At 62.7% G+C, this 26751-nt stretch carries 31 protein-coding genes; 20 read left to right on the top strand and 11 right to left on the bottom strand.

Going from position 1 to position 26751, the window contains the following annotated elements:
* Positions 1-78: 78 nt before the first annotated feature.
* On the top strand, positions 79-987 hold the full coding sequence (locus V3C40_RS04125; protein WP_331776611.1) for a LysR family transcriptional regulator: 909 nt from the start codon (positions 79-81) through the stop codon (positions 985-987).
* 3 nt (positions 988-990) lie between these two features.
* Here the strand turns inward: V3C40_RS04125 and V3C40_RS04130 are convergent, their stop codons facing one another.
* Positions 991-1785, bottom strand: a complete 795-nt coding sequence (locus tag V3C40_RS04130; protein WP_331776612.1) for an SDR family NAD(P)-dependent oxidoreductase — start codon at positions 1783-1785, stop codon at positions 991-993.
* Between the two features lie 153 nt (positions 1786-1938).
* On the opposite strand from V3C40_RS04130, the gene V3C40_RS04135 reads away from it, so the two are divergent.
* The 7 genes from V3C40_RS04135 to V3C40_RS04165 all read left to right on the top strand — a co-directional run bounded on the left by V3C40_RS04135 (position 1939) and on the right by V3C40_RS04165 (position 6935).
* Positions 1939-2343: a MerR family transcriptional regulator gene (locus tag V3C40_RS04135; protein WP_051990904.1), complete on the top strand. Its 405-nt coding sequence runs from the start codon at positions 1939-1941 to the stop codon at positions 2341-2343.
* Positions 2340-2993, top strand: a complete 654-nt coding sequence (locus tag V3C40_RS04140; RefSeq protein WP_331776613.1) for an SMI1/KNR4 family protein — start codon at positions 2340-2342, stop codon at positions 2991-2993. The genes V3C40_RS04135 and V3C40_RS04140 overlap by 4 nt, the downstream gene beginning before the upstream one ends.
* 100 nt (positions 2994-3093) lie before the next feature.
* Positions 3094-3645: a DUF4142 domain-containing protein gene (locus V3C40_RS04145; RefSeq protein WP_070301693.1), complete on the top strand. Its 552-nt coding sequence runs from the start codon at positions 3094-3096 to the stop codon at positions 3643-3645.
* Between the two features lie 111 nt (positions 3646-3756).
* Entirely contained in the window at positions 3757-4143 is a 387-nt protein-coding gene (locus tag V3C40_RS04150; protein WP_070301694.1) for a hypothetical protein, read from the top strand.
* A 24-nt stretch (positions 4144-4167) separates the two neighbouring features.
* Positions 4168-4605, top strand: a complete 438-nt coding sequence (locus tag V3C40_RS04155) for a hypothetical protein (RefSeq protein ID WP_331776614.1) — start codon at positions 4168-4170, stop codon at positions 4603-4605.
* A gap of 239 nt (positions 4606-4844) precedes the next feature.
* The gene (locus V3C40_RS04160; RefSeq protein ID WP_128141489.1) at positions 4845-5312 is read left to right on the top strand and encodes a cache domain-containing protein; all 468 of its coding nucleotides are present in this window, start codon (positions 4845-4847) and stop codon (positions 5310-5312) included.
* Positions 5313-5384: 72 nt separating this feature from the next.
* A complete protein-coding gene (locus V3C40_RS04165; protein WP_331776615.1) occupies positions 5385-6935 on the top strand; it encodes a methyl-accepting chemotaxis protein in 1551 nt (516 codons plus the stop codon).
* Here V3C40_RS04165 and V3C40_RS04170 read toward each other — a convergent pair.
* Positions 6932-8014: a hypothetical protein gene (locus V3C40_RS04170; protein ID WP_331776616.1), complete on the bottom strand. Its 1083-nt coding sequence runs from the start codon at positions 8012-8014 to the stop codon at positions 6932-6934. The two genes, V3C40_RS04165 and V3C40_RS04170, sit on opposite strands and share 4 nt — an antisense overlap.
* A gap of 10 nt (positions 8015-8024) precedes the next feature.
* The gene (gene cadR / locus V3C40_RS04175; RefSeq protein WP_034748257.1) at positions 8025-8456 is read right to left on the bottom strand and encodes a Cd(II)/Pb(II)-responsive transcriptional regulator; all 432 of its coding nucleotides are present in this window, start codon (positions 8454-8456) and stop codon (positions 8025-8027) included.
* Positions 8457-8553: 97 nt separating this feature from the next.
* Here cadR and V3C40_RS04180 point away from each other — a divergent pair, with 97 nt between their 5' ends.
* The 3 genes from V3C40_RS04180 to V3C40_RS04190 all read left to right on the top strand — a co-directional run bounded on the left by V3C40_RS04180 (position 8554) and on the right by V3C40_RS04190 (position 13487).
* The gene (locus tag V3C40_RS04180; protein WP_331776617.1) at positions 8554-10881 is read left to right on the top strand and encodes a heavy metal translocating P-type ATPase; all 2328 of its coding nucleotides are present in this window, start codon (positions 8554-8556) and stop codon (positions 10879-10881) included.
* Between the two features lie 85 nt (positions 10882-10966).
* Complete coding sequence (locus V3C40_RS04185; protein ID WP_331776618.1) at positions 10967-12406, top strand: alpha/beta hydrolase; 1440 nt, start codon at positions 10967-10969, stop codon at positions 12404-12406.
* Between the two features lie 28 nt (positions 12407-12434).
* Entirely contained in the window at positions 12435-13487 is a 1053-nt protein-coding gene (locus V3C40_RS04190; RefSeq protein WP_331776619.1) for an alpha/beta hydrolase, read from the top strand.
* A gap of 4 nt (positions 13488-13491) precedes the next feature.
* Here the strand turns inward: V3C40_RS04190 and V3C40_RS04195 are convergent, their stop codons facing one another.
* Both V3C40_RS04195 and V3C40_RS04200 read right to left on the bottom strand, forming a co-directional pair.
* Positions 13492-14982, bottom strand: a complete 1491-nt coding sequence (locus tag V3C40_RS04195; RefSeq protein WP_331776851.1) for an MFS transporter — start codon at positions 14980-14982, stop codon at positions 13492-13494.
* Between the two features lie 128 nt (positions 14983-15110).
* On the bottom strand, positions 15111-15695 hold the full coding sequence (locus V3C40_RS04200) for a GNAT family N-acetyltransferase (RefSeq protein ID WP_331776620.1): 585 nt from the start codon (positions 15693-15695) through the stop codon (positions 15111-15113).
* A gap of 97 nt (positions 15696-15792) precedes the next feature.
* On the opposite strand from V3C40_RS04200, the gene V3C40_RS04205 reads away from it, so the two are divergent.
* The 3 genes from V3C40_RS04205 to V3C40_RS04215 all read left to right on the top strand — a co-directional run bounded on the left by V3C40_RS04205 (position 15793) and on the right by V3C40_RS04215 (position 17969).
* A complete protein-coding gene (locus V3C40_RS04205; protein ID WP_034748268.1) occupies positions 15793-16674 on the top strand; it encodes a LysR family transcriptional regulator in 882 nt (293 codons plus the stop codon).
* Between the two features lie 166 nt (positions 16675-16840).
* Positions 16841-17458: a hypothetical protein gene (locus V3C40_RS04210; protein ID WP_331776621.1), complete on the top strand. Its 618-nt coding sequence runs from the start codon at positions 16841-16843 to the stop codon at positions 17456-17458.
* 4 nt (positions 17459-17462) lie between these two features.
* Entirely contained in the window at positions 17463-17969 is a 507-nt protein-coding gene (locus V3C40_RS04215; protein WP_331776622.1) for a hypothetical protein, read from the top strand.
* On the opposite strand, the gene V3C40_RS04220 is transcribed toward V3C40_RS04215, so the two are convergent.
* Together V3C40_RS04220 and V3C40_RS04225 are read right to left on the bottom strand one after the other, a co-directional pair.
* Positions 17925-18980, bottom strand: a complete 1056-nt coding sequence (locus V3C40_RS04220) for an NAD(P)/FAD-dependent oxidoreductase (RefSeq protein ID WP_331776623.1) — start codon at positions 18978-18980, stop codon at positions 17925-17927. The genes V3C40_RS04215 and V3C40_RS04220 overlap by 45 nt on opposite strands.
* Before the next feature lie 22 nt (positions 18981-19002).
* On the bottom strand, positions 19003-19545 hold the full coding sequence (locus V3C40_RS04225) for a GNAT family N-acetyltransferase (RefSeq protein ID WP_331776624.1): 543 nt from the start codon (positions 19543-19545) through the stop codon (positions 19003-19005).
* Between the two features lie 91 nt (positions 19546-19636).
* Between V3C40_RS04225 and V3C40_RS04230 the strand changes: the two genes are divergently transcribed.
* The 5 genes from V3C40_RS04230 to V3C40_RS04250 all read left to right on the top strand — a co-directional run bounded on the left by V3C40_RS04230 (position 19637) and on the right by V3C40_RS04250 (position 22956).
* Complete coding sequence (locus tag V3C40_RS04230) at positions 19637-20812, top strand: citrate synthase family protein (RefSeq protein ID WP_331776625.1); 1176 nt, start codon at positions 19637-19639, stop codon at positions 20810-20812.
* Between the two features lie 45 nt (positions 20813-20857).
* Positions 20858-21349 carry a MarR family winged helix-turn-helix transcriptional regulator gene (locus V3C40_RS04235; protein WP_081368033.1) on the top strand — a complete coding sequence of 164 codons (492 nt, stop codon included), beginning with the start codon at positions 20858-20860 and terminating at the stop codon, positions 21347-21349.
* A 33-nt stretch (positions 21350-21382) separates the two neighbouring features.
* The gene (locus V3C40_RS04240; protein WP_034748275.1) at positions 21383-21835 is read left to right on the top strand and encodes a PaaI family thioesterase; all 453 of its coding nucleotides are present in this window, start codon (positions 21383-21385) and stop codon (positions 21833-21835) included.
* Positions 21832-22257: a GNAT family N-acetyltransferase gene (locus V3C40_RS04245; protein ID WP_331776626.1), complete on the top strand. Its 426-nt coding sequence runs from the start codon at positions 21832-21834 to the stop codon at positions 22255-22257. The genes V3C40_RS04240 and V3C40_RS04245 overlap by 4 nt, the downstream gene beginning before the upstream one ends.
* Positions 22258-22416: 159 nt before the next feature.
* Complete coding sequence (locus V3C40_RS04250; protein ID WP_331776627.1) at positions 22417-22956, top strand: hypothetical protein; 540 nt, start codon at positions 22417-22419, stop codon at positions 22954-22956.
* 40 nt (positions 22957-22996) lie between these two features.
* Here V3C40_RS04250 and V3C40_RS04255 read toward each other — a convergent pair whose 3' ends face one another.
* The gene (locus tag V3C40_RS04255) at positions 22997-23980 is read right to left on the bottom strand and encodes a tyrosine-type recombinase/integrase (RefSeq protein ID WP_331776628.1); all 984 of its coding nucleotides are present in this window, start codon (positions 23978-23980) and stop codon (positions 22997-22999) included.
* Between the two features lie 257 nt (positions 23981-24237).
* Here V3C40_RS04255 and V3C40_RS04260 point away from each other — a divergent pair, with 257 nt between their 5' ends.
* Positions 24238-25260 (top strand): DNA-binding protein, encoded by a 1023-nt coding sequence (locus V3C40_RS04260; protein ID WP_331776629.1) that lies wholly within the window; start codon positions 24238-24240, stop codon positions 25258-25260.
* A 45-nt stretch (positions 25261-25305) separates the two neighbouring features.
* On the opposite strand, the gene V3C40_RS04265 is transcribed toward V3C40_RS04260, so the two are convergent.
* The 3 genes from V3C40_RS04265 to V3C40_RS04275 are packed head-to-tail and all read right to left on the bottom strand — an operon-like array spanning position 25306 to position 26738.
* On the bottom strand, positions 25306-25734 hold the full coding sequence (locus tag V3C40_RS04265; protein WP_331776630.1) for a GNAT family N-acetyltransferase: 429 nt from the start codon (positions 25732-25734) through the stop codon (positions 25306-25308).
* A gap of 21 nt (positions 25735-25755) precedes the next feature.
* Positions 25756-26307 (bottom strand): hypothetical protein, encoded by a 552-nt coding sequence (locus V3C40_RS04270; protein WP_331776631.1) that lies wholly within the window; start codon positions 26305-26307, stop codon positions 25756-25758.
* Complete coding sequence (locus V3C40_RS04275) at positions 26304-26738, bottom strand: DUF1801 domain-containing protein (RefSeq protein WP_331776632.1); 435 nt, start codon at positions 26736-26738, stop codon at positions 26304-26306. The genes V3C40_RS04270 and V3C40_RS04275 overlap by 4 nt, the downstream gene beginning before the upstream one ends.
* Between the last annotated feature and the right edge of the window lie 13 nt (positions 26739-26751).

The following is a 26751-nucleotide window of genomic DNA, read 5'->3' on the forward strand; positions in this document are numbered from 1 at the left end:
AGAGTGAGAATCACAGGAACTACTGTAGGGCTTGCGCTATCATAGCGGAAATGAATAGTTGATATACAAGGTATAGTCGTGAACAATCTGCATAAATTGGATTTGCACAAGCTGGACTTGAACCTGCTGCTGACCCTGAATGCCTTGCTGATCGAGCGCAACGTGACGCGGGCGGCCGCGCGGCTGCACCTGAGTCAGCCTTCCGTCAGCGTACAGCTGGGCAAGTTGCGCGCCGCCTTCGACGATCCGCTGCTCTTGCCCGGTCCGCGCGGCATGCTGCCCACGGCCCGGGCGCTGGCCCTGTTTGCACCATTGCAAGCCGTGCTGGCCCAGCTGGAGCAAGTCTTGCAGCCGGAACAGGCGTTCGATCCGGCCACGGCCGAGGTGCGCTGGAACCTGGCGGCGGCAGACGCCACCGAATATGCGATCCTGCTGCCCATGCTGCCCGCCCTGCGCGCGCAGGCGCCGTTGTCGCGCATGGCCGTGTTCGAGGCCGTGCCGGCGCGCATGGCGCAAGACCTGGAAAATGGCCAGGTCGACCTGGGTTTCCTGGCGCAGGAAGAAGCGCCACCCGGCTTGCGCCACCGCACCTTGTTCACCGAGCACTACGTGCTGGCGGGCCGCCGCGACCATCCGCTGCTGCAAACGGCTCCCGACCTCGATCAATTTTGCGCGCTGGAATTCATCGTCGTCTCGCCCAACGGCGGCGGTTTCCGCAGCAACGTCGATACGGCGCTGGAATTGCTGGGCCGGACGCGCAAGGTGGTGCTGTCCGTGCCGCATTTCCTCATCGTCCCGCCCTTGCTGGCGGCGTCCGACATGGTGGCCCTGCTGCCGTCGCGCCTGCTGAAAAACGCGCTGGGCGGCCTGTGCACGTGGGAGCCGCCCGTCAGCCTGCCCGATTACGAGATGGCCATGGTCTGGCATGAGCGCATGCACCTGGACCCGGCGCACCGCTGGTTGCGCGAGCGCATCATGGCCTTCTGAACCCTAGCCCGCCTTCGGTTTGAGCATGCCTTCCACGATACCCAGCACGGTCTGGCGCGGCAACAAGCGCGGCAGCCACGCCAGCAGCCGGTTCGGCCTGCCCGCCACATGGCTGCTGCGGCCCTGGTCCAGCGCGCGCAGCGCTTCATCGACGACGGCTTGCGGATCCATGCGCTTGCCCACGGCCGCTTCGGGCGCGGCCACGACGTCGAAGAAGGCCGTCTCCGTGGCGCCCGGGCACAGGGCCAGCACGCGCACGCCGCGGCTGCGGTTTTCCGCCCACAGCGCTTCCGAGAACGACAGCACGAAAGCCTTGCTGGCGCCATACACGGCCATGTAGGGATCGGGCTGCAGCGCCGCCGTGGAGGCCACGTTGATGATGGCGCCCCGCCCTTTTGTCAGCATATGCGGCAAGGCGCAGTGCGTCATTTCCATGAGCGCCGTGCAATTGACGGTCACTTCAGCCGCCTGGCGCGCCAGGTCGATGCTTTCGAAGCGGCCATGCGTGGCGAATCCCGCGTTATTGATCAGTACGTCGGGCGCCATGCCCAGCGACCAGGCTTGCGCATAAGCTTGTTCAGCGGCGCCGGGCTGGCTCAAGTCGGCCAACAGCGCATGGGCGCGGATGCCATGGCGCTGGGAAAGTTCCTTCGCCAAGTTATCGAGCACGGCACCGGAACGGGCCAGCAGCAGCAAATGGGCACCGCGCGCGGCCAGGGTTTCCGCAAAGACGCGGCCGATGCCGGACGAGGCGCCCGTGATCAGCACGGTCTGGTTGGTATAGTTGAAAGCGGTCATGGCAGTGGTGTGGAGTAGATGAAGTTTTCAATGTAAACTGTAGACTTTAGTCCACGGTCAAGCGTGGAATGCAAAAAATGCACATGGCTGCGTTGCATAGGCTTGCCCTGCACATTTTTCGCGTCCCGCAAATTAGTAGAAAGTCAAAAAACCATGCGTATCGGAGAAATCACCCGCCTGACGGGCGTCAGCAAGGACACGGTCCGCTTCTACGAGCGCCAGGGATTGCTGGATGAAGCGCCGCAGCCGGGCCTGACGAATAACTACAAGGAATATTCGGCGCAAGCCTTGCGGCGCATCGAGCTGATCGGCCACGCCAAGGCGCTGGGCTTTACCTTGAAGGAAATCGCCGACGTGATTGCCGTCTGGCAGGAAAACGCGCTCGATGCGCAGACCAAACGAGCTATGCTGGAAACGAAAATTGCCCAGATCGACGACAAGGCCCGCTCGATGGCCGTGCTGCGCGCTGGCCTCGTCGATGCGCTGGCCAAGGTGGAGACGGGCTGTAACGATGTGGCGCCAGTGGAATACAAGAATAAATACAAGGATAATCAATGAGCAACTATTACACGCGCTACCGCCATCTGGCGATCGAAGACGCCAAGCCTGCCCCCACAGCGCGGCAGATCGCCGCCATCGAGGCCTTGCTGGAAGCGCCCTTGCCGCCTGCCTTCCTGGCGTTCTTGAAAGTGGCCAACGGCGCCTGTTTTGACTACACCTGTGATGTGCCGGACGGCAATGGCGGCGTGGAAAAAATGGGCTTCAATACCTTCTTCAGCGCCGATGAAGGCGATTTCTGCGATGAAACACTGGTCGGCGAAATCCGCGCCGCGCGCAAGCACACGGACATGCCCGTGCGCATCCTGCCCTTCGCCCGCGATGGCGGCAATTCCATGGTCTACCTGGACCTGACGGAGGAAGGCGGCGGCCGCGTGCTGGCCTATGTGCAGGAATTGCCGGACTGGACGGGCAAGCGCGCCCACGGCCTGATGGAACTGGCCCCCTCGTTTGACGCCTGGCTGGACAGCCTGTACATCGACCGCGACACGGTGCTCGATGAACTCGAACACAGCGTTTCGGAACCCTCGCACCTGGACGCGATGGCGGAATGGCTCGATATCGGCATGCCCGCCTGGCGCCGCGATGCCGGCATCACCGCTTTGTTTGCTCTTAAACAAGTCGAATTGTGCGCTAACGAACAGGACTAGTCCTACGGGCATAATCGCGACTGTCCTATGGGTGTGCGCAGGCTGCTGGCTTAACATTGTCATCAGCTTGTAGAAAAAACCACACCCGAAAGGATTTGCCATGCCTATCCCTACCACCAGTTCCCGCACGCCCTCCCTGAAAAGCGTGGCCATCGGCGCCGCCGTGGCCTTATTGAGCGGCATCGCCATCAACAGCATCGCCGCTGCCGCACCGGGCGCGTACGACAAGCAATTCCTCAGCAAGGCCGCGGACGCGGGCAGCACGGAAATTGCCGCAAGCAAAGTAGCGCAAAGCAAGAGCACCAATGCGGAAGTGAAGAAATTCGCCGATGCCATGGTCACGGACCACACGAAAGTGGCTGACGAGCTGAAACAGCTGGCCAGCAGCAAGCAGATCGAGGTCAGCGACCAGCCCGGCAAGAAACACCAGGCGCAGATCGACAAGCTGAGCCGCCTGGAAGGTGCGCAGTTCGACAAGGAATATGCAGCCACCATCGGCGTGGCGGCGCACAAGGACGCCGTGAAACTGTTTACGGATGCCAGCCAAAAGGCCAGCGATCCCGAGATTAAGGCCTTTGCCGCGAAGACCTTGCCAGCGTTGCAACATCACCTGGAAATGGCGAATACCTTGCATGCGGCCGTGGGCAAATAGCCAAGTTGACGGCAATTAGCGGGGACATGCTTGCTGTACGTGCCGTACGGCAAGCATGTCTGCTCTTGACATACAATGCGGCAACTTCGTTTTCGGCCATGCCATGACCTCATGCAGCTACTCAAGAAAACCGGCCTGATCGCCGCCGCCTTCCTGCTCATCTTCCTGCTGGCAGGCTGGCTCTTCATCAAAGTCAGCGCGGCGCGCAATGCCACTGTGTATGCACAGCAGTGGAACGACCAGGGCACGTGCGTGATCAAGACCTATGTGCCGCACTACGGCAATGGCGTGCCGCAGAACATCGTGCGTGCGCTGAGCACATCCACCTTCTTTCGCGTATATCACAAGGATGGCACCTTGTTGGAAAGCACGGAATGGGTGCTCGACATGCATGAAGACGGCATCCTCGACCATGCACGCTGGGGCCAGAACCAGAACCGCGCCATCTACCCGACGGACCTCGGTGATGAAGGCTGGACCTTGCCCGAATGCGCGTGAACGGCGCGTGAACGGTAAGTAATCATGCAAGAAGCAAAACAAAAGGGCCTGCGCGGCCCCTGGGGTTATGTGCCATATGAACCCACGCTCTATCATTTCCTCGGTCCCTTCGACGTGTATGACCGTGAACACACCCTGGGCGCGGAGCTCGCCACCTGGAACATGAACGACCTGGTCCAGCGCGCGGCGCTGATACGGCGCGACATCACGTCCCAATACAAGGAACTCAGCTACCGCCACCGCCATGCGCTGGTGGCCGTGCTGGCGCAGGCGTTGCAAGACCCCGCTTTCGATTTCCAGGCCATCCTCGAGCACGACCCCGAGAGCACATACGCCCTGCCCGCCTTGTGGGATGAAATGGACGATCCGCGTGCCTTTTTCGCCGACATTTACCGGCTGGTGCAGCAGGACTGGCGCGACGACTTGGCGCGCGCTGCGGCGGAAGACCCGGCCAGCTGGTAGCGCGGCGCGGCCACCACACTATCGATACGATAGCTTCCGGTCGCTTTTTCCCTCTGTCAACGCGATTGCGGCCACGTGCACGCGACGTTGCAAAAACGCCCCACTCAAAAAAATACTGTTGCACCAGCGCATGTCTGCTGGCATCGCGCTACTATGAAACGTCGGCACTTCGATAGGCGCCGCCTCACCGCACCGGTTCCCCGCCGGCTTTCCCCTGCCGCAATGTGAAGGAGATTCTCATGCCCAAGTTCACCCCTGCCATTTGCCTGTCGGCCATGCTTGCCGCCGCGACGCTGCCCGGTATCGCCAGCGCTGCCGAAGGCGGCGCCACGCGCGCCGACGCCGAAGCGATGGTCAAGAAAGGCGTGGCCTATATCAAGAGCGCCGGCGACGCCAAGGCGTATGGCGAGATCACGGCCAAGTCACCCCAATTCATCCTGCACGACCTGTACCTGGTCGTCTATAAACTCGATGGCACGGTGGCCGCGCATGGCGCCAACCCGAAAATGGTCGGCAAGAACTTGATCGAGCTGAAGGATATCGATGGCAAGGCCTTCGTCAAGGAACGAGTCGACCTGGCCAAGAGCAAGGGGACGTTCTGGCAGGAATATAAATTCACGAACCCGGAAACCAAGAAGATCGAGCCAAAGGTGATGTACTGCGAGAAACTGGCCGATTCCGTAGTATGCGGCGGCATCTACCTGTAGCCGGCCGCCGCGCGGCCAGCGCCGGGATGGCACGCCGATCTCTCAACGAACTTTTCAACGCTACGGGCCTCAATGAAAATCGCACAGAAGATGTTGATCGTCCCGGTGGTCGCGCTGGCTTGCCTGCTGGCCATGGGTGCCTTGTCCTACTTCGCCATGCAGCAGAATGAGCAGCGCATGCATGAACTGAAAGACGTCACTCTGACGGCCGAACGGCTTGCTAACCAGCAAGCTATTGCCTTGGGCCAGGTACATGCCGACGTGTACGCGAAGATCGCCATCGCGGCCAGCCTGTCCGAAGAGCAGTTCAAGCAATTCGGCGCGCAAACGGATGGCCAGCTGAACGCCATCGCGCAAGGCTTGAAGGAACTGCAGAAATTCTCGGGCGCCGCCACGGAAGCGGGCCAGGCCTTGCCCGGTGTCGAGCGCTACCGTGCCAGTGTGGCGCAGGCGCTGGACTTGGCGTCCATGGACCCGAATACGGGCGTGGCCGCGATGCAAAATGCCGCCGGACACTACCAGCAAGTGCGCGGGCAGCTGCGCCAGGTACTGCTCAACCTCGACCAGCGCACGGTTGTGGCCTTGCAGGAAACAAAAAATGCGGGCCAACGCGCCGGCTGGCTATCGCTGGGCACCATGGCTGTCGGCTTTGCCTTGCTGGCCCTGATCGCCACATGGGTGGCGCGCTCCGTGGTAGGGCCCATCGATGACGCCTGCCGCGCGGCCGAAAGTCTGGCCGCCGGCGACCTGACCACGCGCATCGAAGCCCGGGGCGACGACGAGGTGGGCAAGCTGACCCGGGCCCTGGCCACCGTACTGAAGAACTGGAACACTTTATTGGGCGATATACGCCAGGCGGGCTCTACCATCACGGTGGAAGCCAGTGAAATCGCGCTGGGCAATGCGGACTTGTCGGCCCGTACCGAGTCGCAGGCCCATTCCTTGCAAGAAACGGCGTCGTCCATGCATGCCTTGACGGATACCGTGCGCGAGAATGCCAGCCATGCGCATCAGGCCAACCAGATGGTGCTGTCGACGTCGAACGTGGCGCTCGAGGGCGGGCGCGTCGTGGGCCAGGTGGTCGAGACGATGGGCTCGATCAAGGCCAGTTCCGGGCGTATCGTCGACATCATCGCCGTCATCGACGGCATCGCGTTCCAGACGAATATCCTCGCCTTGAACGCGGCCGTGGAAGCGGCGCGCGCGGGCGAACAGGGGCGCGGCTTTGCCGTCGTCGCCACCGAAGTACGGGGCCTGGCGCAGCGCTCGGCCACGGCGGCGCGCGAAATCAAGCAGCTGATCGAGGATTCCGTGGCCCGCATAGAAACGGGCAGCGAGTTGGCCGACAGCGCCGGGCGCACCATGGGCGATATCGTTGCCTCCGTCCAGCAAGTGACGGAAATCATGAACGACATCACGGCGGCCAGCCAGCGCCAGAGCAAGGGCATCGAGGAAGTCAACAATGCCATCACGGAAATGGACGAATTGACCCAGCGCAATGCCGCCCTCGTCGAACAATCGGCCGCCGCCGCGCAAAGCATGCAAGACCAGGCGCATGACTTGCTGCGCGTGGTTGACGCCTTCCGCCTGGGCGATGGCGGCCCACCGTTACTGCCCCGTTAGTAACGTTGCGGCATGGCAGCCTTGGCGCAGGCCAGCATTTTCCTGCCGGCCTCGGCCAGCGCGGGGTCCAGGTCCGTCTGCAAGGCGCTGCCCCGGCTGTTCTGATCCTCGTAACTGCCCAGCATGGCAGCATACAGCGAGGCCTGGTCCTGCTTGCGCCAGGTGGCGCTAGGCAAATTGCCGGGGGTGACAGGTATGCCGGCGCTGAAGTAGCCATACAGGCCGCCCACCTGTTTCTTGTGCAACCATTCCATCAATTGCACGATGCGGTACTGTTCCAGCAGGCTCAGTTCGTGAACATTGACGCTGGACAAGGCGTAATACAGTTCCAATCGGGCCATCCAGTTGCCTTTTTCGCCGGCCGCCACCAGCGCATCCCAGGCGGGGCCGGCGCGTACCTTGCGCACATCGCCCGGCAATGCCATCCACGCTTCAACAAAGGCCTGGTCCGGCACGGGGCCATAGTCAGCGGGCGCGCGGCAGACGAACTGGCGCGCATCGGGCCCGCCATCCTTGAGCGCGTTGCTAATCTGCCCGGCCACCTTGTCGCCGATGCCCAGCAGGCGCTTGCCATAGCTTTCCAGGGTCCAGTTCGAAGGCAAGCGTCCCAGCCAAGCCAAATCATCGTCGTTGGTGCGGGTCTGCACCGCATAAGCGGCGATCCTGGCCTGCATCTTGATTTCTTTCTGCTGCTCCGCCAGCTTGCGCGCCTCTTGCTCTTCATCATAGCGGCTCGTGGTCTTGGCCAGTTGCATGCATTGCTGGAAGGCGTCCGGCGCCCCCAGCCAGCATGCGGCAGGTACCGTCAACTGCCAGCGCATGCTGACGGTTTTCAGAATATACGTGTCTTCGCCCTCCTCCCCTTTGACATAGGCGCGGCCGTCGGCCTTCGTTACGCCTTTCGCCAGCTGCTTGCCGCCAGCCGTGCTCCACGTATACGGGTCATCGTCCTGCGGCACGCCGGGCGCGGCGTACAGGGTCAGGTAGTGGCCGGCTGCCGCAGGCGTATCGGCGGCATGGCTGAGCGGCGACAGCAGGGATAAAGCCAGTAAAGTTCTTCCAGGTGTCAGTTTCAGCATGCATCAATCGTCAATGAAGTTCGGTATGGCAGGCGCAGTCGTGGCCGCTGGCCGCCTCGGACAGGTTTTGCAGGATCGCGCAGTCTTGCGACGGCTGCGGCTGGTCGCACTGGTGGCGCAGGGTCACCAATTGCTGCTGCAATATTTGCAAATTCGCCATCTGTTCGGCAATGCGCAAGATATGGTGGTCGAGCAATTCATTGACGCTCTGGCACCCTTCTGCCGGATTATTCTTGAACTCCAGCAAGGCGCGGATATCGGTCAAGCCGATCTGCAGCGAGCGGCAATGGCGGATGAACTGCAGCCGTTCCTGGTGTTCTTCGCGGTATTCGCGGTAGCCGGCGCTATTGCGGCCCGGTTCCTGCAGCAAGCCCGCCTTTTCATAGTAACGCACGGTTTCCACGTCACAATCCGTCCGTTTGGCCAGTTCTCCGATACGCATGGCATCCCCTTTCATTCTTTCGCGCAAATTGCGCTTGACCCTGTAGCGGCTACAGGGTTTCTAATGGAAGCATACACGAAACCGGAAGGACGATGCGATGCCACACGATAGCCACGATCACGATCACGATCACGCCCATGCGCACGACCATGAGCACAAGCACGACCATCAGCATGATCACAAACATGAGCACAAGCATGACCATGCGCCCAAGGCGGTCAGCTGCTGTTCCAGCCAGCATGCGTGCTCGTCCACGCCTGCCGCCCCGTCTGGCCCGGCCCTCCCCAGCACCGCCATTGCCGGCGCGAACACGGCCAAATACCGCATCGCGAACATGGATTGCCCCACGGAAGAACGGCTGATCCGCAATAAGCTGAGCAATATGGCCGGCGTCGTGGGCCTCGATTTCAACCTGATGAACCGCGTGCTCGACGTGCATCACACGCTGCCCTCGCTGGCCACGGTGGAAGCGGCCCTGCACGGCATCGGCATGCAGGCCATTCCCATGGAAGCGAACGCTACTGTCGCGCGGGATCCGAACGAAGGCAGCCTGAGCGGCCTGCAAAAAGGCTTGCTGGTCGTCTCCGGCCTAGCTGCCGCAGCCGCCGAAGCGCTGGCGTGGACCACGCATGAAGACAGTTCGCCACTCGTCATCGCCCTGGCCCTGTTGTCGATCGCCACGGGCGGCTGGCCGACCCTGAAAAAGGGCTGGATTGCCCTGAAAACATTCACGCTGAACATCAATTTCTTGATGAGCCTGGCGGTTTTCGGCGCCGTCGCCATCGGCCAGTGGCCGGAAGCGGCCATGGTCATCTTCCTGTTCGCCATCGCCGAACTGATCGAGGGCTTGTCCCTGAACCGCGCACGCAACGCCGTGCACAGCCTGATGCAGCTGGCGCCCGATACGGCGACAGTGGCCGACGCCAGCGGCGCCTGGCAGCAAGTATCCGTCGCCACGGTGGCCATCGGTGCCTTGATGCGCGTCAAGCCGGGCGAACGCATCGCGCTCGATGGCGTGGTGGCCAGCGGCGAATCGTCCGTCAACCAGGCGCCGATCACCGGTGAAAGCATGCCCGTGGACAAGGCCGTGGGCGACGTCGTGTATGCGGGCACCATCAATGAACGGGGCTTGCTCGACGTCACCGTGACGGCCAACAGCGGCAACAGCACCCTGGCGAAAATCGTCAAGGTGATCGAGGAAACCCAGGGCAAACAGGCGCCCACGCAGCGCTTTGTCGACAATTTCGCCCGTTACTACACGCCGGCCGTCGTCGTCTTCGCCATCCTCGTGGCCGTGCTGCCGCCACTGCTGCTGGGCCAGCCATTCATGGCCTGGGTGTATAAAGCGCTGGTGATGCTGGTGATCGCCTGCCCTTGCGCGCTCGTCATCTCCACGCCAGTGACCGTCGTCAGCGGCCTGACGGCGGCCGCGCGGCGCGGCATCCTGGTCAAAGGCGGGCAATTCTTGGAAACGGGCTACCGGATCAAGGCCATCGCCGTCGACAAGACAGGTACCTTGACCATGGGCAAACCAGCGGTCACGGACGTGGTGGCCATGGAGGGCAGCAGCCGCGACACCATCCTGCTGCTGGCTGCCAGCCTCGATGCCAACTCTGCCCACCCCCTGGCCGCCGCCATCGTCAAGGCCGGCCCGCCCGCCGGCAGCCACTTGCCCGTGACCCAGTTTGCGGCCCTGCATGGCCGCGGCGTGCAAGGCACGGTCGCTGGCCAGACGTATTACCTGGGCAATGCGCGCCTGATGACGGAATTGAAGATACTGACGCCGGCACTGCAAGCCATTTTGGTCGGGCTGGAACAGCAGGCGTACACGGCCATGGTGCTGGCCACCTCCGCCGGCGCGCTGGGCGTGATCGCCGTGGCCGACGTGCTGCGCCCGACGGCGGCGTCCGCCATCGCCAGATTGAATGCGCTGGGCGTCACCACCGTCATGCTGACGGGAGACAATGCGCTGACGGCGCAGCGCATCGGCGCCGAAGTCGGTGTCAGCCTGGTCAAGGCGGAGTTGCTGCCGGAAAGCAAACTCGATGAAATCAAGGCCTTGCAGCAGCAGTTCGGCGTGGTGGCCATGCTCGGTGACGGCGTCAACGACGCCCCGGCCTTGGCGCAGGCCGACATCGGCTTTGCCATGGGCGCGGCCGGCAGCGACACGGCCATCGAAACGGCGGACGTGGCCCTGATGGATGATGAACTGGGCAAATTGCCTGAATTCATCAGCCTGAGCCAGCGCACACGCAGCATCCTCGTGCAAAACATCAGCTTTGCCATCGGCATCAAGGCCGTCTTCTTCGGCCTGGCCCTGGCCAGCATGGCGACCTTGTGGATGGCCGTGTTCGCCGACGTGGGCGCCAGTCTGCTGGTGGTGGCGAACGGCCTGCGCTTGCTGCGCAAGAGCCAGCAAGCATAGTCCCTAGCAGAAATATTTCCATCTGGACAATTGCTGTAAAAAACGCTACTTTGGCGCTTGATCTCCACCGCCGCCAAAGTAGCCGATGACCTTCCTGCCCCGCCTGACCCTGCTGTCTACCTTGCTTGCCAGCACCTGCCTGCAGGCCGAACCGCTCGTTTTCACCCCCTGCTCCGATACGGCCGCCCCCGGCAGCCTGTGCTCGGGCTTGAACGTGCCCGGCAGTTACGATGCCCAAGGCCGTGCCATCGGCAGCGCGGATGCCATGCACGTCTTCGTGCGCAAGTTTGCTGCCGATGTGCCTGCCGGCAAGCCGGCCAAAGGCACTCTGTGGCTGGTGGCGGGCGGTCCCGGCGAATCGGGCGCCGCGTTCTACAGCCTGCTGCCCACCTTGCGCCGCAGCTTTCCCGGCTTTGAATTCCTGATTCCCGACCACCGGGGCACGGGCCATTCCTCGCGCCTGTGCAAGGTGGAAGAGTCCGAACAAAGTCCCGGCGGCCGCGCCTTGGCCGGGGCCGAATGGGGCAGCTGCTTTGCCGGCATCAACCTGGTGCCGGAATACGCGGGCCAGTTTTCCATCACCATGGCGGCGCGCGACTTAAAAGCCCTGATCGAAGGCGAACAGGGCAAGAAGAAGCCGCCCGTGTATGTATACAGTGTGTCGTATGGCACGCAGCTGGTCTTGCGTACCTTGCAGCTGGGGCCGCTGCCCGTCCAGGGCGTCATCCTCGACTCCTTGGTGCCGCCGCAAACGGATGCGCGCTGGGACTTGAGCCAGCGCTCGCACGTGGTCAACACGGTCGGCATGCAGGTACTGGCCCGCTGCGATGCGGATGCGGCTTGTCACGCGGCACTGGGCGAGCCGGCCGCAACCCTGTACCGCCGCGTGCTGGACAAGGCGCAAGCGGACCCGGCCCGGCTGGCGACCATTCCCGGCAAGAACTTGAAAAACTTCCTCGGTGGCATGCTCGACGTGCCAAATGCCCGCGCCCGCATCCCGTATCTGCTGCAAGACCTGGACCGGGGCGGCGAAGCGGAACTGGCGTCCGTGCGCGCCACATTGACGGACGCGGCAGCCAGCCTGGGCAGCTATCCCCAATCGCCGCTGTCGATTCCGCTGGTCAGCATCATCAGCAATTCGGAAAACAATCTGCAGCCGTCGTTGCGCCCCGGCTGGACGGTTGCCGACATCGCCCGCGACGAGGCGGACTTGCTGTTTACCAGTCCCCTGCCCCGCATCCTGCTGGGCGGCGGCTTGCCCACCTACCCGCGCGACGCCTATTTCGGCGTCTTGCCAGAGAAAATGCCGCCAACTTTGGTACTGCAGGGATCGCTGGACCCTAAGACGCCATACGCGGGCGCGCAGGCGCAAGTGCAGGCTTTGACACAGAGCAAGGCCGGCAAGGTGGCCCTGTCCACCGTGCAGAACGCCCCGCATTTCATTTTATGGACGGCGCCCGTCTGCTTTGAACAGGCCAGCACCCGCTTTATTGCCGGCAAGCCGGCGCAGGATTGCACGCTGTAGTTCCACCAACTAGTTTGAAGAGGACGATATGCGCATCACAGGCCTGGCATTGCTGCTGTTATCTTGTTACGGCGTGGCGCAAGCGGCGGCGCCCGCCGCCCCGTCCATCTGCGCCTCGCCCGCACAGCCGATCCGCGAACAAGGCTATGTGCCCATCAATGGCATCGAGCAATGGATCACGGTCACAGGCGCCGCTTGCGGCAATCCCGTGATCCTGTTCATCCATGGCGGTCCCGGCAACGCGCTGAGTCCGTATGCGGATGCCATCTACGCCGGCTGGGAGCGCCACTACACCCTGGTGCAGTGGGACCAGCGCGGCGCCGGCATGACGTATGCAAAACAGCGGCCGACGGAAGACGTGCCCTTGACGGTGGAACAGATGCGCGACGACGGCATCGCCGTGGCCCGCTATATCCAACAGCATCTGGGCCAGCAGAAGGTCATTTTGATGGGCAGCTCCTGGGGATCGATACTGGGCGTACACATGGCCAAGGCGCGCCCCGACCTGTTCCACGCGTATATCGGCACGGCGCAGGTGGTCAATGCGCGGGATAATGAAACGGGCATGTACCGGGAAGTGATGGCGCAGGCGCAAGCGGCTGGCGATACCGCCACGGTGGACAAGCTGACGGCGCTCGGTGCGCCGCCATGGCGCGATCCGCGCAACTTCGGCATCTTGCGCCGCTTCGACCGCAAATATGAAGGATTGGCAACGGATCCGCCGCCCAGGCACTGGTGGCAGCCGGCGCCGTTCTATGCCACGCCGCAAGCCCTGGCCGATGCCGAGGCGGCAGACGACTATTCGTACATCCAGTTCATCGGCCTGCGCGGCGACGGCATGTTCGCCAAGGTCGACCTGCCCGCGCTGGGCACACGCTTTGACTTGCCCGTGTTTTTCATCATGGGCGAAGCGGACTTGCTGACCTCGCCCGCTATCGCGCGCACCTATTTCGACAGCATCACGGCGCCGGCCAAGGATTTTACCGTGGTGAAACGCGCCGGACACGACCCCAACCAGGCCGTGCTCAACGCCCAATGGACGGTCTTGCGCGACAAGGTGGCGCCGCTGCTGAAGCGCTGATCCATCAGACCGAGATCGAGATCGCCCGGCGCGCCCGCAGATGCAGGTGGCGGATAGTGACAGCAGCCGCCATCAGGATGGCGGAAGCCGTGGCCAGCACAACAATAAATGCCTTGTCGAAGGCCGAGCGGGCCAGTTCCGACACTTGCAAGCCCAGTTCGGCCGGCAATTGCTCGGCAGCCAGCAGCGCTGCATCAAGCGTGTCATGGGCATTCGGCAACAGGCCCGCGCTTTCCGGTATCACCAGGGTGGCGCTGTAGACGGCCGACAGAATGGTGCCCAGCACCGTCACGCCGATCACGGCGCCCAGTTCATACGACACTTCCTCGATCGACGCGGCCATGCCCGCTTGCTGGGGAGCCACGTTCAGCATCACGGCGCTCGACGCGGCCGTCATGACGGCACCCAGGCCCAGGCCGAGGATCACCAGGCTGGCCACTTGCGCCGAGACGGCGGCGTCATGCAGCACCAGATACGATGCCATGCCAATGCCCGACAGCAGCAGCGAACCCCACAACACCTTGGCCTTGTCGGCGCGCGGCAGCATGAAACCCGTCAACGGCCCCGCAAACACGGACGCCAGCGGCAGCGGCAACAGCAGCAGACCCGCTTCCAGCGGCGACAGTTCCCGCACCAGCTGCATGTGCTGGCTCAGCGCCAGTTCCATGCCGATCAGCGCGGCGGACGCCACCATGGCGGCGGCCACGGCGCTGGAAAACGGCAGTTCGCGGAACAGGGCGAAATCGATCAGCGGCTTGGCTTGCCGCTTCTGGCGGCGCACGAATTTGAGCATGAAGAAGGCGCCCACGGCGAAAGCAAAGGCGGCCAGCGCATACGACGGCTGCGACTTGCCCAGCTCCTTGATCGCATACACGCCACCAAGCAGACCCATCATGATTTGCAGGGAGCCGGCCAGATCCCACGGCTTGTCGCGGTTACCGGCCCGTTTCGGCAGGACTACGGTGGCCAGCACCAGGGTCAGCAGCACGATGGGCACGTTGATCAGGAACACGGAACCCCACCAGTAATGTTCCATCAGGAAACCGCCGAGCACGGGACCGAACGCGGCACCACCGGAAGCAATCGCCGCCCACACGCCGATGGCGAACGAGCGCTCGCGGTTATCCGTAAAGGTCAGGCGGATGATGGACAAGGTGGCCGGCATCATCAAGGCGGCGCCGATCGCCAGCAGCACGCGGGCAAAGATCAGCCATTCGGGCGCGGGCGAAAACGCGGCGCACAGCGAGGCGATGCCGAACACGGCCAGGCCGGCAAGGAAAACGGGTTTGTGGCTCAGACGGTCACCGAGGGTGCCGAAGCCGGGCAACAGACCGGAGACGACCAGCGCGTAGACGTTGATGATCCACAGTTTTTGCGAGGAGGAGGCCTGCAAGTCGCGCGTCAGCGCGGGCAAGGCTGTGTAGAGCACGGTCATGTCGACCACGATGAGGAACAAGGCGCTGGAGACGATGGCCAGCGTCAGCCATTTTTTCATTGGATGCATAAACAACTCATGGATTTTAGTGTAACTTTTAACAACTATCGGTCTGGATAAAGCGGGTGCTGCGCAAATATTTACGTTCCAGGCTGCCACGGGCCTGGGCTTGTCGGGGGCGGCGGGCGTCAGCCACGGTCGCCATCCTTGTCATCCACGGCAGCCGTTACTGCCGGCACGTCGAGTTCGCGCAGCATGACGACGGACACTTGCTTGAAGCCACGGCCCTGGAAGAACTTTTGCGCCGTCAGGTTGTGCGCGCCGCATTCGAGGAACAGCCGGGCGATGCCGTGACTGCGCAGCTCGTCGGCGACCCACTCCACCAGCTGGCTGCCGATGCCGCTGCCGCGCACGGAAGGCAGCAAGACCAGGTCATCGAGCGCAGCGAACGATTTCGAGGCGCGCTGGCGCGTGTCGATGGATACCAACGCCATGCCGACGATGGCTTCGCCCGACGTGGCGACAGCCAGCAGGGTCGAATCGCCATGCGCCCAGTCATGCGACAGGGCGGCGCGGATTTCGCCACGGATCACCTCAGGCAAGTCCGCGCGCCAGTTGCCGGGCGCGTCGGCGCGTTCGCCCTGCAGCTCCGAATGGGAGATATAGTCGGCGCTGACGTTGTCGAGGTAGAGCTTGCACAAGGTATCTTCGGCGGTGGCGTCGTGACACCAGCTGAAGCTGATGGCGGGTGAATTGGCTTGAGCGTTTTTCATGGCGGATCTCATGTTGTTGAAAATGTAAAGACATTTTATGTCGCCCCTGAATGGCATTCAAGTTAAAATCCATCTGTAAAACAGATGGATGGATGCCATGCAATGGACTTTGGAACAAATGCGCTACTTTGAAGCGGCCGTCGCGGCCGGTTCTTTCTCGGGTGCGGCGCGCCGGCTGGGTCGCGCGCAATCGGTGGTCAGCACCTCGATCGGGCTGCTGGAAGCGGAATTCGGCGTGGAACTGTTCGACCGCTCACGCCGCAGCGCCGTACTGACGGAAGCGGGCAAGGTGATGCACCTGGAAGCGTGCGAACTGCTGCGCCAGGCCGAGCGCTTGCAGCTGCGCGCGCAACTGCTGAGCGCCGCTCCCGAAGCCCAGCTGACCCTGGCCCTGGACGAAGCCCTGCCCTATCTGGCCATCGGTACTTTGGTGAAAGAACTGGCGGCGCGCTATCCGGCCCTGGAACTGGTGATGCTCAACGCCACGGCGTCGGAAGTGGCGCAATACGTGGAACAGCAGCAAGCCGACGTGGCCTTCCACTTCGACCGCGGCCCGATCTCGCCCGTGCTGGAACAGCAGCACATCGGCAGCGTGGCGCAAGGCGTGTTCGTGGCAAAAGGCCACGCCATGGCGCACGGCCAGGAAGTGAGCCGCAACGAGCTGACCCGCTACCGCCAGCTGATCATGGATTCCGAACTCAACCGCGAACACGCCTTCAGCCCCGCCGTCTGGTTTTCCGACAGCTTCTACAGTATTGCCGAGATGGTCGCGGACGGGCTGGGCTGGGCGATTCTGCCGCTGAACATCGCCAATTACGACAACTACAAGGGATATCTGCAGGAAGTGCCCTGCCCTGCGCTGGCCTTGTCGCGGCTGCCGGTGCGTCGGCTGTCGATACATGGGAAGAAACTGAGCGAGACGAGTTTGTGGCTGACGGACAGGCTGGCGGAGTTGTTGGCGGATGGGCCGCGGGGGTGAATGTATGTAAGTCAATGTGGAAACGCTTGGGTTTTTAACGCTCAATAGAAGCCAGCTCCTGATAGCTGATCCGGTACGACAAGGAACCTGAGTTAAAGGCCGAGGTATGACACAATGATTTGAACTTGAATGATTGAAAACGGCCGCATTAAATGACCAGGGAAAAATGACTATTAACACCAAACTGAAAAAACTCGAAGATAAAGCCATGGCCAAAGGCGAGTATGCGGTCGCCGCAGCCGCAGCCCATCTGTTACAAGATATAGTCTGCGTGGACAAGCAGATTAACCTGGTTGGGGCGATGCACGAAGTTGGCTACCTGCAAAATTCGTTTTCTCCATACTGGAAAGAATTCAGAGCTGATGAATCGGCATGGATAGAACGCTGTTTAAGCAGACTTGTCACTGCTGATCATGACTATTGGGCGCTTGCGTCGCTTCTGGGCTGCAATGGCCCAACGACCGTCAGCATCGCCATTGGCCTGGGTTTCAAATCCGCCGCAACAAGGCTCTACGAACGTTTTGACAAACCCAAGGTCCATGTCAATACTTTATATTTGACAGCCAATGGAAAAGTGCTCCATCCAGTACTGGAAATCGGCTATGACACAGCTGAAATGAAAAATGTCGACGTGGGAAGAGCGCGGGCGCTTAGTTTGGAAAATGCACAATGGCAACCAGGTGATTGTTTGGGCGTAGGCGCACTGTCACTTTCCATGCAGGCCAAACTTCCGCATGGCGCATGGAGGTCGGTATGGACGGCTTTTGAAACATGGGATGCATAATGACATGATGAAATGCAAGACATTCAATGCATGGCTGGAAATGGCGCAAGATGATGAAGTGCTCATTAACCCCGACGATATCAATCACGAAGCGATAAACAATATGTGGAGCTTTTCGCCCACGGACGAGGAAACGCCGCAGATCCATGCGGCCGATATCGTCGAGTTCATTGGTGAGGTGATCGCGGCGCGCCGCAGCGCAGTCAAAGGCGAGGACATGCTGTTCTATTGCTGGCACGATGCGCAATGCCGGCAGTTGCGCTTCAGCCTGGTGTCGCGCTCGCATGGGCGGTTGCCGTTTCGCTGCGAGTTGCACGAAACGCAGGATCTGGCGCTGATCGCCGATCGCGTGGTGAACGGGGACTGGCGCAACGAACATTATATGCAGGCCCCGTCAGAGGATGGCGATGAGCAGGAGCAAGTGCCGTTCGTCCTGCCCGTGTTCGTGGCGCCTGTGCCCCAGGAATCAGCACGCCAGGAAGCGCGCGGGCCGGCAAGCCTCCAGGGCTGACGCGGGCTTGCCAGTGACGATTTCCTCGCTGGCAAGCTGCCCCACGATGGCCGCCAGCACGACGCCCGGATGCATGGCGCACACGTACACGCCACCCACCTGCGGCAAGTAGCCGATGATGGGCACGCCGTCAAAGGGCATGGGACGCAGGCCGATGCAGGCGAATGCCGGCGCGATGGCGTCGGCTCCTTCCAGTTCATCGCGGATCGCGCTGGCCGTGCGCTGCGCCATGGCGGCGGGCTGGTTTTCCGGCGCCTCGTCCACATAGTCTTCCGCCGCCAGCATGGTTCCGTCTTCGTCTTGCCGCACTTCCATTGCATGACTGGAAATGATGCCGCGCACCAGGCCGGGTGGCGCTTGGTACCGCATGAAAATCGCGGGCGAGGCGTGAATGGGTAGATTGGCGCCCAGCATCTCAGCCAGTGCGGCAGTCGCTGTGCCTGCCGCCAGCACAACCATATCGGTCTCAATGACGCCCGCGGCCGTTTCCACGCCCGTCACCTTCGCGTCCCGGACGGCAAAGCCCAGCACAGGCGTGTGCGTGCGGACGGTCGCGCCCAGCGCCTGGGCCGCTGCCAGCATGGCGTGTGTGGCGGCAACGGCGTCGACCGCGCCCTGCCCCGGTTCGTACAGCGCCTGTTCCGGCGGCTGCCGCAGATGCGGTTCAAGCTGGACGATGCGCGAGCGGTCCAGCAATATGGATACGGGCGACACCCGCCCATCCTGCGTGCCGTATGACAAGGCGCCATGCCAGCGCACTTTCAATCCGGGCACCTGCGTTTCCAGCTGGCGCCAGGCCGCGATGGCGCCACCGCGCAGGGCCGCAATGGGGTCTGGCCCGGCGCAGGACGTGTTAATCCACGCAAACGAGGTGCCCGTCACGCCGGACGCGATGCCAGCCGCCTCGACAACGGTGACTTTTTCACCCTTGCTGGCCAGGTGGTAGGCGAGCGACGCGCCGACGATACCGGCGCCAATGACGACGACGCGTTTCGGGCTCTCATGATTCATATCTGCCAACTTTGTTTATTTATCACAGGGCAGAGTCTACCCCAGCCGCCCGCAAATCCAGTGCATAGGCATGGCCATCGACGACCTTGCCTGCCACGATCGCAATATCGGGCACGGCCATTCCCTGCACGAAACCGCAGCGTTCCAGCACGCGGATCGACGCTGCATTGCCATTGATGGCATAGGCACACAGGCTGGCCAGCCGCCATTCGTCGCGCGCCAGGGTGATCAGGTAGCGCAGCGCGGCCGTGGCCAAGCCCTTGCCCGCCTGATGCTCGCCGATGCGGTAGCCGACTTCGGCCGTCTGCGCCTGCCCGTCGATATCCTTGAGGTTGGCGCGGCCGATCAGCTCGCCGCGCTCGTCGACGATGACGCAGGGGTGCATGCGCCCCTGTGCGTGCTCGTCAAGGAATTGCGCGAGGTGCGCCTGGACGCCTTCGATGCTGTAAAAAGCGTCCGGACGCCGGTCGATATGGCGCTCGAACCAGGCCCGGTTGGCGAGTTCGAAGGCCAGCAAGGGCGCGGCGTCATCAAGGCGCAGGGTGCGTATCGTGTGTGTACTCATGGGGACTCCTGCAAAGGCATGAGTCTAGTGAAGCGCCACGCGGCCCGTCAATCTTGATTCCACGAATCAATATACAGATACAATCGCCGCCATGAAAAACGACTTATCCGCCCTCGACGCGGCGCACCTGCTGGGCGTCAGCCTGCCCACCCTGTATTCCTACGTGAGCCGGGGCTTGCTGGCTTCCGTCAGCAATGGAGATTCGCGCCGCAAGCGCTATCCGCAGGAAGACGTGCTGCGCCTGGCGGCCCGCAAGAATGACGCCAAGCGCGGCGGTCAGACAGCCGTGGCCGCCATGCACTGGGGCTTGCCCGTGCTGGAGACGCAGATTTCCCACATTCTCGATGGACGGCTGCTGTATCGGGGCTGCGCTGCGACATCGCTGGCGCAGCACGCGACCTTGGAAGCGGCCGCCAGCCTGCTGTGGGACGACGGGGCGGGCGACTATTTCCAGCAAGATGCGCCGGCCCTGCCACAGGGGCTGGCCAGCGTGCCAGATGCGCCGCCGCTGGCGCGCGCCATGCTGGCCATGGCCATGCTGTCGTCCCTGCCTGCGCCTGCTGACATGCTGCAGTCCGGCCCCGCCTTGATGCGCATCCTGGCCGCCGCCCTGCTGCAGACGGCGCCGTCCGCCTTGCCGCTGCACCGGCAGCTGGCCCAGGCGTGGCAGGCCGACACGGACCAGACTGAATTGCTGCGCGCGGCCCTCGTGCTGCTGGCCGACCATGAGTTGAATGCGTCGACCTTTGCCGTGCGCTGCATCGCCTCGACGGGCGCCAGCCTGCCAGCCGCGCTGGGGGCCGGGTTGGCTGCCTTGTCCGGCGACAGGCACGGCGGCGGCAGCGCGGCGGCGCGGCGCATGTTGGCACAGGCGCTGGCCGCGCCGGACGACAAAGCTGCCATCGGCAGTTTCTACGCGACCATCGCGCCGGAATTTACCGGCTTTGGCCATCCGCTGTATCCGCAAGGCGACCCGCGTGCCGCGTATCTGCTGGACCGCCTGTCGGCGCTGTCGCACAAGTCCCCACAACTGGCCGCCATCCTGTCCATCTGCATCACGGCGGGTGAGCTGCTCGATGCGAAGCCAAATGCCGACCTGGCGCTGGCGGCCATGGAATTGGCATTCGGCTGGCCCAAGGGCGCAGCATTGAGCGTGTTTGCGCTGGCCCGCTCGGCTGGCTGGATCGCGCATGCCAACGAGCAAGCCACCAGCGCGGCCTTGATACGTCCCCGCGCACGCTATATCGGGCGCCACCAGCGCGACTGACAATAGACGCTTGATTTATTACGCATACGTAGTAGTATACTTCGCATGCGTATCAATACCTCCCCTACCTCAGACACCCCCGATGCCGTAGCCTGCCCGCTGGGCGAGCGTTCGCCGCGGCTGTTCAATCTGCTCAACCTGGCGCGCCAGAATCTGTTCCGCTCGGCCGATGCCGTCTTCACCAGCGAACTGGGTTTTTCCGGCACGCAAGTGGTCGCCCTGTTTGCCCTGAAGGGCGAGGAAGGCTGCCAATTGAAGGACCTGGGGCGGGCACTGCAGCTGAAAAACTCGGCCGTCACGGGGCTGGTGGCGCGCATGGAAGAAAACGGCCTGATCGTGCGCGGCCAGTCGGCGCTCGATGCGCGCGCCGGCACCTTGCACATGTCGCCCAGGGGCGGCGAAGTGCTGGCCGCCGCCCTGCCCCTGCTCGACAGCCTGAATGAACAACTGAAGCAAGGTTTCAGCGAGGAAGAACTGGCCGTCGTCGCCCGCTTCCTTCTGCACGCCTCGCGCCTGCGTTTTGCGCAGGACGTCTGACCCATCCCCACATCACCACCACAGGAGTTACCCATGCACCCGAACGACATGACCGGCTTGCAACTGATGCAAGCTTTCGCGCAAGGCCTGTTTCCCCGGCCCGGCATTTCCAAGACCATGCCCATGGATGCGCATACTGTCGAGCATGGCCGTGTCATTTTCACGGCGACGGCAAATGAAACGCACACCAATCCCATGGGCGGCGTGCACGGCGGTTTCGCGGCCACCGTGCTCGACACCGTCACGGGTTGCGCCACTCACACGGTCTTGCCGGCCGGCGAAAGCTACGGCACGACGGACCTGAACATCAAGATGTGCCGTCCCCTGCCCTTCAACGTGACGGTCTACGCCGAAGGCAAAGTCATCAATGCGGGACGCAACCTGGTCATTTCCGAAGGCACGATCCGCGACGAAGCCGGCAAAGTGTACGCGCACGCGACGGCCACCTGCATGATCATCCGCCCCCGGGAACAAGCGGCCGCATGATACGGCCCGGCACCATCGAGGAAGCCTGGCACGTGCTGCAGGCGATACCCGAGTTCGACCAGCGGCACAGCCTGGGGCAGCTGCAGGAGCGGCTGCCCGCCGGCGCCCTGATCCTGATCGCGGAAGCGGACGGCCAGCCCGTCGGATGCAAGCTGGGGTATGCGGCCGAGGACGATTCTTTCTACAGTTGGCTCGGCGGCGTGCTGCCCGCGCACCGCAAGGCTGGGTTGGCGCAACGCCTGCTGGAATTTCAGGAGCGCCGGGCTGCGGAGGGCGGCTTTTCGGCCATCACGGTGAAATCGATGAACCGCTATCCCGCCATGCTGCGCTTGCTGATCCGCAATGGATACCAGATCCGGCTGGTGGAGCACTTTGGCGACACGGCCAGGGAGCGCATTCATTTCATCAAGCCGCTGCCTTGAAATACCTCACAAAGCTGTATCCATATCTCTTACTTGCCAAAGAAGTAACAATGCCATACACTAAACCATGCTGTGTCCCTGAATCGACAGCATGAGATGTTATATCGCAGGCGCGTTAGCTCGTCGTTTTGTAATGTAGAACACGTTGGGTCTAAAAAAATGAAACTACCCGTTCAGCTTGAAAAACTGCATCAAGTCGCTGAGGCCGCCGCAATTCAGTTTGAAACTTCCGCCGATATGGTCTTCGAGCCTTGTGGCCTTATCCTGGAAACGCCTCAAATGGAACAGCAATACTGGTGCACCCCTGCTAACGTCGTTACCTTTGCAAGCACAGGCGGGGACGGTGTCCATTACAGTTATCTCAAAGACTTTGTATCCGCTAACGGAACTTTACCGATCGTAATGACTCTGCCAAGCGCGGACGAAAACAACGTAGTGATCGCCGAGTCCTTTGAGGAATTCTTTAATTTGGGCTACTACGTCGGCTGGTACTCCCTGGAGCAGTTGGTATATCAAGAGGAAGAAGCAATCGGTTACTTTACAGAACCCGACGAAGAACACCATGACGATGCGGAGTCTCGTCTCGAATACATGCGAGAAGCTTTGCAGATGCGTCCTGTTCCGCCGCAGATGGCGCGGCTCGCCAAGCTCCGCGAGCAATATTTCGATCTTCTGCTGATCGCGGAGTTGCCGGAGTAAGCGCAGCCAGTCATTCAGCCGGACGCGTTGGCGCGCACCCTCAGCCCGCCGCCTTCTTCTTCCCCTTCAACAAACTCCCGGCCGCATTTTCCTCGAAGCGGCCCGCCTCTTCTATATAGCCATGCACGGTGCCGTCGTGGCGCCAGCCGCCCTGGCGCTTGATGGCCTGGAAATCGGCGCCGGCCCGGTGCGCGCTGGTGGCCATGCCGCGGCGCAGGCTGTGGCTCGATAGTTCCGGCACGTAGTCGAGCGCCGCCAGCCTGGCGCAAGCTTCCAAGATCGTATTGATGCTGCTCGCGTGCAGTCCCTTCGCGCCCACGTGTCCCCACTGGTTCACCGTGCGCAAGAGCGGCCCCGTGCGGATGTGCGCCGCGGCCAGCCACGTGCGCAAGGCCGTGGCCGGGCAGCAGACGCCGTCGCCGAACGGAATCGCCTTGACGATGCCCTCCCCCAGTTGGTCCGTTTTCGAGCGGGGCAAGGTGATCACCATGCCCTGCGGCTCCCAGCGCACGTCTTCCACGGTCAATCCCACCAGTTCGCTGCGGCGGAAACCGCCAAAAAATCCCAGCTGCAGCAAGGCGCTGTCGCGCAAGGCCTTGTTGGTGCCCAGCGCGGCCAGCTTGGCGACGATCGCTTCCAGATCCTCCAGCGGCAGGGCCTTGGCCTTCTTTTTTGGCTTGCCGTGCAGGCGGGCGATGCCGGCCAGGGTTTTGCGCACGGTGGGCGTGGACGCGGGGTCGGCAAAGCCCTGGTACACATGCCATTGCGACAGGGCCGTCAGGCGCAGGGCCAGGGTACGGGCGTTCAGGCTGTCCGCATGGGCCATCAGGTAGCGGATGACGGTGGACTCGTCGGCGGGCAGCGCCCCGCCCCAAGTCTGGAAGTGGCGGATGGCGGAACGGTAGGTGCGGCGCGTGTTATCGGACGTGGCGGCGGCGAGAAACGCCTGGTGGCGCGCGGCCAGCTCGGCATCGATCAGGGCGCCGTGTAATGGCGCAGGAGCGATGGCGGTGCTTTTTGGCACAGCGGCACGGCGTTTCGAGAGGGGCAAATCGGGCATGGCGGCGGCGAAATCGCGGTTTTGTACTGGGAGATACGCAGAATAGCATGCAAAGCACCCGCGTAACACGCGATAAGCGATCTTATCGTGACTTATATTTTTTGAGAATCACGAAAATTTATATCGTAATATTATTAGATATTACGTATCATGTAATACGTTACTAAATTTCGCTCATAGGTGGTTTTATGGCCCGCACCGGCATTTTGTACTCTGATGTTATGAAGGCAGCCCAAATCGTCGCTGCCGATGGGCGTAATCCCACGGTCGACAGCGTGCGCGAAGCGCTGGGCAGCACGGGCAGCAAGAGCACCATCGCGCCCTTGCTCAAGCGTTGGAAGGAAGAGTTCCAGGGCGCGGGCGCCGTGAAAACGGAAGCGGGCTTGCCTGCCGAGTTGATGGAAGCGATGCGCGGCGTCTATGACAAGCAGCAGCGCGACGTGGCGCAGCAGCTGGAAACGGGCATGCAGCAGAACCGCGCCGAACTCGACGCGGCGCTGGAAAAATTGAAAAAGACGGAAACGGAGCGGTTGAAACTGACGGAAGCGCGCGCGGCCCTCACCCAGGAATTGCGCGCCACGCAGCACGCGCTGGCACAGCTGAAGGAAGAGCACCATTTTCGCGCCGTCACCCTGGCCACTCTGCACAGCGACAATGCTGGCCTGACGCAGCGCCTGGCCGACCGGGGCGAGGAAATCGCGGCCCTGAACCGCCAGCTGGCGCAAGTGCGCTCGCAGTTCGACCATTACCAGGAAGCGGCGGCCGCGCAGCGCAGCGAGGAACGGGCCCAGGCCCAGCAGCGCGAGAGCCGCCTGGAGCAGGAGAACGCCCAGCTGCAGCAGCGCCTGCAAGGCCAGCAAGCGACCTTGGTGCAGCAAGACATGCGGCTGGCACAGCTGCAGGCGGAGCACACGCGCCTGGCTGATGAAGCGGCCGCCGACCGCGCAGCGCTGGCTACCGTGCGTCCCGAACGCGATCAGTTCGAATTCCAGTACTTGCAGGCGGCCGCGTCGGCCGACGCCCTGCTGGCCAAGCTCGATACGGCCTTGCTGGCGCTGAACGACGCCAAAGTAGCGCTGGCCGCGCAAGACCGGCAGCTCGACATGCTGGCGGAAAATGCGCAAGCGTCGCAACTGAAGGCGGAAAGCCTGGCGCAGGAACGCGATGGCTTGCTGCGCGAGAATGCCGGCATGGCGGCGCGCCTGGCCCTGCTTTCGGATAGCAAGGAGAAGCGTGATGTTTGAACCTGTCTATATGGCTGCCTTGCGCGCCTCGCTGAATCTGACGCTTTACTGCCGGTAGCGGACCCGTATCCACGCGCCGATGGCGTCCACGCCGCTGTCTGCCGCATCTTCGACCCAGCCCGCGCGCGCATAAAAGCGCCGCGCGCCCGTATTGCTCAGCTGCGTTTTCAGGCTCAGGCGGGGACCGAAGCGCGCCACGACGGCGGCCAGCAGTTGCCCGCCGATGCCCGAGCCACTGTGCACCGGGTGCACATACAGGTGGTGCAGGAAATAGTCGGGGGCATCGCCCGTGTACACGGCGGCAAAACCGGTGACGATGCCGCCGCGCTCGGCAACGAGGATGGCTTCGCCTTGCGTCGCCGCCGTGAAAGTAGCGCTGCCGACGACAGGGCCGAAGGCGTCGCGCCCGGCCAGGGCCAGGATGGCGGTGCAGGACTGCGTGTCCGCGCTGGAGAAAGGACGAATCAGGCACATGGCTGGCGCACTATCCATTCCTTACAGGCGGCGATTCAGCACGCTGTCGATATCGTGGGTTTTCAGTTCTACCTGGACTGTGCCGTCCTGCAACCAGTAGCCGTCACCTCCCTGCTGCAGTGCCGCCAGATCGAGCGTGCCCAGGGCTGGCGGGATGGTGCTGGCGAGCAAGGCCGCCACATCGTCCCATTCCCCATAAAACAGTTTCAGATACCAGCCGTCGTCGTGGGCAAAGGCAAGAAAGCGGCCCTGCAGGGCGGGCAGCGGCGCCAATGCGGCACGGTGATCGAGCATCTCGGCCACGGCCGCATCGCCGGAGGCCGGCGGCGCGCCTTGCCAATCGGCCCAGGCGTGGCTGCCTGGCGCGTACATGTCTTCGAGCGCCAGGGCCGGCAGTTGTTGCGGCGCCAAGATATGAAAGGCGGCAGGCTTTTTGATTGTGCCGGCGCTGCCCTTGCGCAGCACGATGCCGTCCGCTTCGCCGAGGGCAGCAATACAATCCTTGAATTCGATGCCGGAAGCGACCAGCATGCGCTCGGCCGGGTCGTGCCAGAGGTACAGATAATGTCTCAAGTAGAAGTCCGTTTTGGTTTTGGCGCCGTATTTGCGGCCACGGCGGCGCGTATCAGCGCCTTGAACGCCGCGGCATCGAGATGCTCGTCTTCGTGGATATCGATGGCCCGGCGCGTGTTGCCGTCCAGGCTGGCATTGAACAGGCCGGCCGGATCGGGCAAGGCGGCGCCCTTGGCGAAGGTGAGTTTCACGGCCGATTTGTAGGTTTCGCCCGTGCAGATCATGCCCGCGTGCGACCAGACGGGCACGCCGCGCCATTTGACTTCCTCGACCACGTCCGGGTCCGCCTGGCGGATCAGCGCCCGCACGGCGGCCAGGGTTTTGCCGCGCCAGTCCGCCAGCGAGGCGATCTTCGCGTCGATCTGGCTGGCGGCGGGCTCGGCGTTTTCGGCGTCATTATCGGGCGCCGTGCCCGGTACTGTTTTTTTCATGGCTGACATTTCC

This window comes from Janthinobacterium sp. LS2A (assembly GCF_036543145.1).
GTDB classification, from domain to species: Bacteria; Pseudomonadota; Gammaproteobacteria; order Burkholderiales; family Burkholderiaceae_D; genus Janthinobacterium; species Janthinobacterium aestuarii.

Excerpts from the sequence above, each read along its gene's own strand:
- V3C40_RS04130 (WP_331776612.1), bottom strand. The coding sequence starts at position 1,785 with ATGACCGCTTTCAACTATACCAACCAGACCGTGCTGATCACGGGCGCC.
- V3C40_RS04135 (WP_051990904.1), top strand. The coding sequence starts at position 1,939 with ATGCGTATCGGAGAAATCACCCGCCTGACGGGCGTCAGCAAGGACACG.
- V3C40_RS04140 (WP_331776613.1), top strand. The coding sequence starts at position 2,340 with ATGAGCAACTATTACACGCGCTACCGCCATCTGGCGATCGAAGACGCC.
- V3C40_RS04145 (WP_070301693.1), top strand. The coding sequence starts at position 3,094 with ATGCCTATCCCTACCACCAGTTCCCGCACGCCCTCCCTGAAAAGCGTG.
- V3C40_RS04150 (WP_070301694.1), top strand. The coding sequence starts at position 3,757 with ATGCAGCTACTCAAGAAAACCGGCCTGATCGCCGCCGCCTTCCTGCTC.
- V3C40_RS04155 (WP_331776614.1), top strand. The coding sequence starts at position 4,168 with ATGCAAGAAGCAAAACAAAAGGGCCTGCGCGGCCCCTGGGGTTATGTG.
- V3C40_RS04160 (WP_128141489.1), top strand. The coding sequence starts at position 4,845 with ATGCCCAAGTTCACCCCTGCCATTTGCCTGTCGGCCATGCTTGCCGCC.
- V3C40_RS04165 (WP_331776615.1), top strand. The coding sequence starts at position 5,385 with ATGAAAATCGCACAGAAGATGTTGATCGTCCCGGTGGTCGCGCTGGCT.
- V3C40_RS04170 (WP_331776616.1), bottom strand. The coding sequence starts at position 8,014 with ATGCTGAAACTGACACCTGGAAGAACTTTACTGGCTTTATCCCTGCTG.
- cadR (WP_034748257.1), bottom strand. The coding sequence starts at position 8,456 with ATGCGTATCGGAGAACTGGCCAAACGGACGGATTGTGACGTGGAAACC.
- V3C40_RS04180 (WP_331776617.1), top strand. The coding sequence starts at position 8,554 with ATGCCACACGATAGCCACGATCACGATCACGATCACGCCCATGCGCAC.
- V3C40_RS04185 (WP_331776618.1), top strand. The coding sequence starts at position 10,967 with ATGACCTTCCTGCCCCGCCTGACCCTGCTGTCTACCTTGCTTGCCAGC.
- V3C40_RS04190 (WP_331776619.1), top strand. The coding sequence starts at position 12,435 with ATGCGCATCACAGGCCTGGCATTGCTGCTGTTATCTTGTTACGGCGTG.
- V3C40_RS04195 (WP_331776851.1), bottom strand. The coding sequence starts at position 14,982 with ATGAAAAAATGGCTGACGCTGGCCATCGTCTCCAGCGCCTTGTTCCTC.
- V3C40_RS04200 (WP_331776620.1), bottom strand. The coding sequence starts at position 15,695 with ATGAAAAACGCTCAAGCCAATTCACCCGCCATCAGCTTCAGCTGGTGT.
- V3C40_RS04205 (WP_034748268.1), top strand. The coding sequence starts at position 15,793 with ATGCAATGGACTTTGGAACAAATGCGCTACTTTGAAGCGGCCGTCGCG.
- V3C40_RS04210 (WP_331776621.1), top strand. The coding sequence starts at position 16,841 with ATGACTATTAACACCAAACTGAAAAAACTCGAAGATAAAGCCATGGCC.
- V3C40_RS04215 (WP_331776622.1), top strand. The coding sequence starts at position 17,463 with ATGATGAAATGCAAGACATTCAATGCATGGCTGGAAATGGCGCAAGAT.
- V3C40_RS04220 (WP_331776623.1), bottom strand. The coding sequence starts at position 18,980 with ATGAATCATGAGAGCCCGAAACGCGTCGTCGTCATTGGCGCCGGTATC.
- V3C40_RS04225 (WP_331776624.1), bottom strand. The coding sequence starts at position 19,545 with ATGAGTACACACACGATACGCACCCTGCGCCTTGATGACGCCGCGCCC.
- V3C40_RS04230 (WP_331776625.1), top strand. The coding sequence starts at position 19,637 with ATGAAAAACGACTTATCCGCCCTCGACGCGGCGCACCTGCTGGGCGTC.
- V3C40_RS04235 (WP_081368033.1), top strand. The coding sequence starts at position 20,858 with ATGCGTATCAATACCTCCCCTACCTCAGACACCCCCGATGCCGTAGCC.
- V3C40_RS04240 (WP_034748275.1), top strand. The coding sequence starts at position 21,383 with ATGCACCCGAACGACATGACCGGCTTGCAACTGATGCAAGCTTTCGCG.
- V3C40_RS04245 (WP_331776626.1), top strand. The coding sequence starts at position 21,832 with ATGATACGGCCCGGCACCATCGAGGAAGCCTGGCACGTGCTGCAGGCG.
- V3C40_RS04250 (WP_331776627.1), top strand. The coding sequence starts at position 22,417 with ATGAAACTACCCGTTCAGCTTGAAAAACTGCATCAAGTCGCTGAGGCC.
- V3C40_RS04260 (WP_331776629.1), top strand. The coding sequence starts at position 24,238 with ATGAAGGCAGCCCAAATCGTCGCTGCCGATGGGCGTAATCCCACGGTC.
- V3C40_RS04265 (WP_331776630.1), bottom strand. The coding sequence starts at position 25,734 with ATGTGCCTGATTCGTCCTTTCTCCAGCGCGGACACGCAGTCCTGCACC.
- V3C40_RS04275 (WP_331776632.1), bottom strand. The coding sequence starts at position 26,738 with ATGAAAAAAACAGTACCGGGCACGGCGCCCGATAATGACGCCGAAAAC.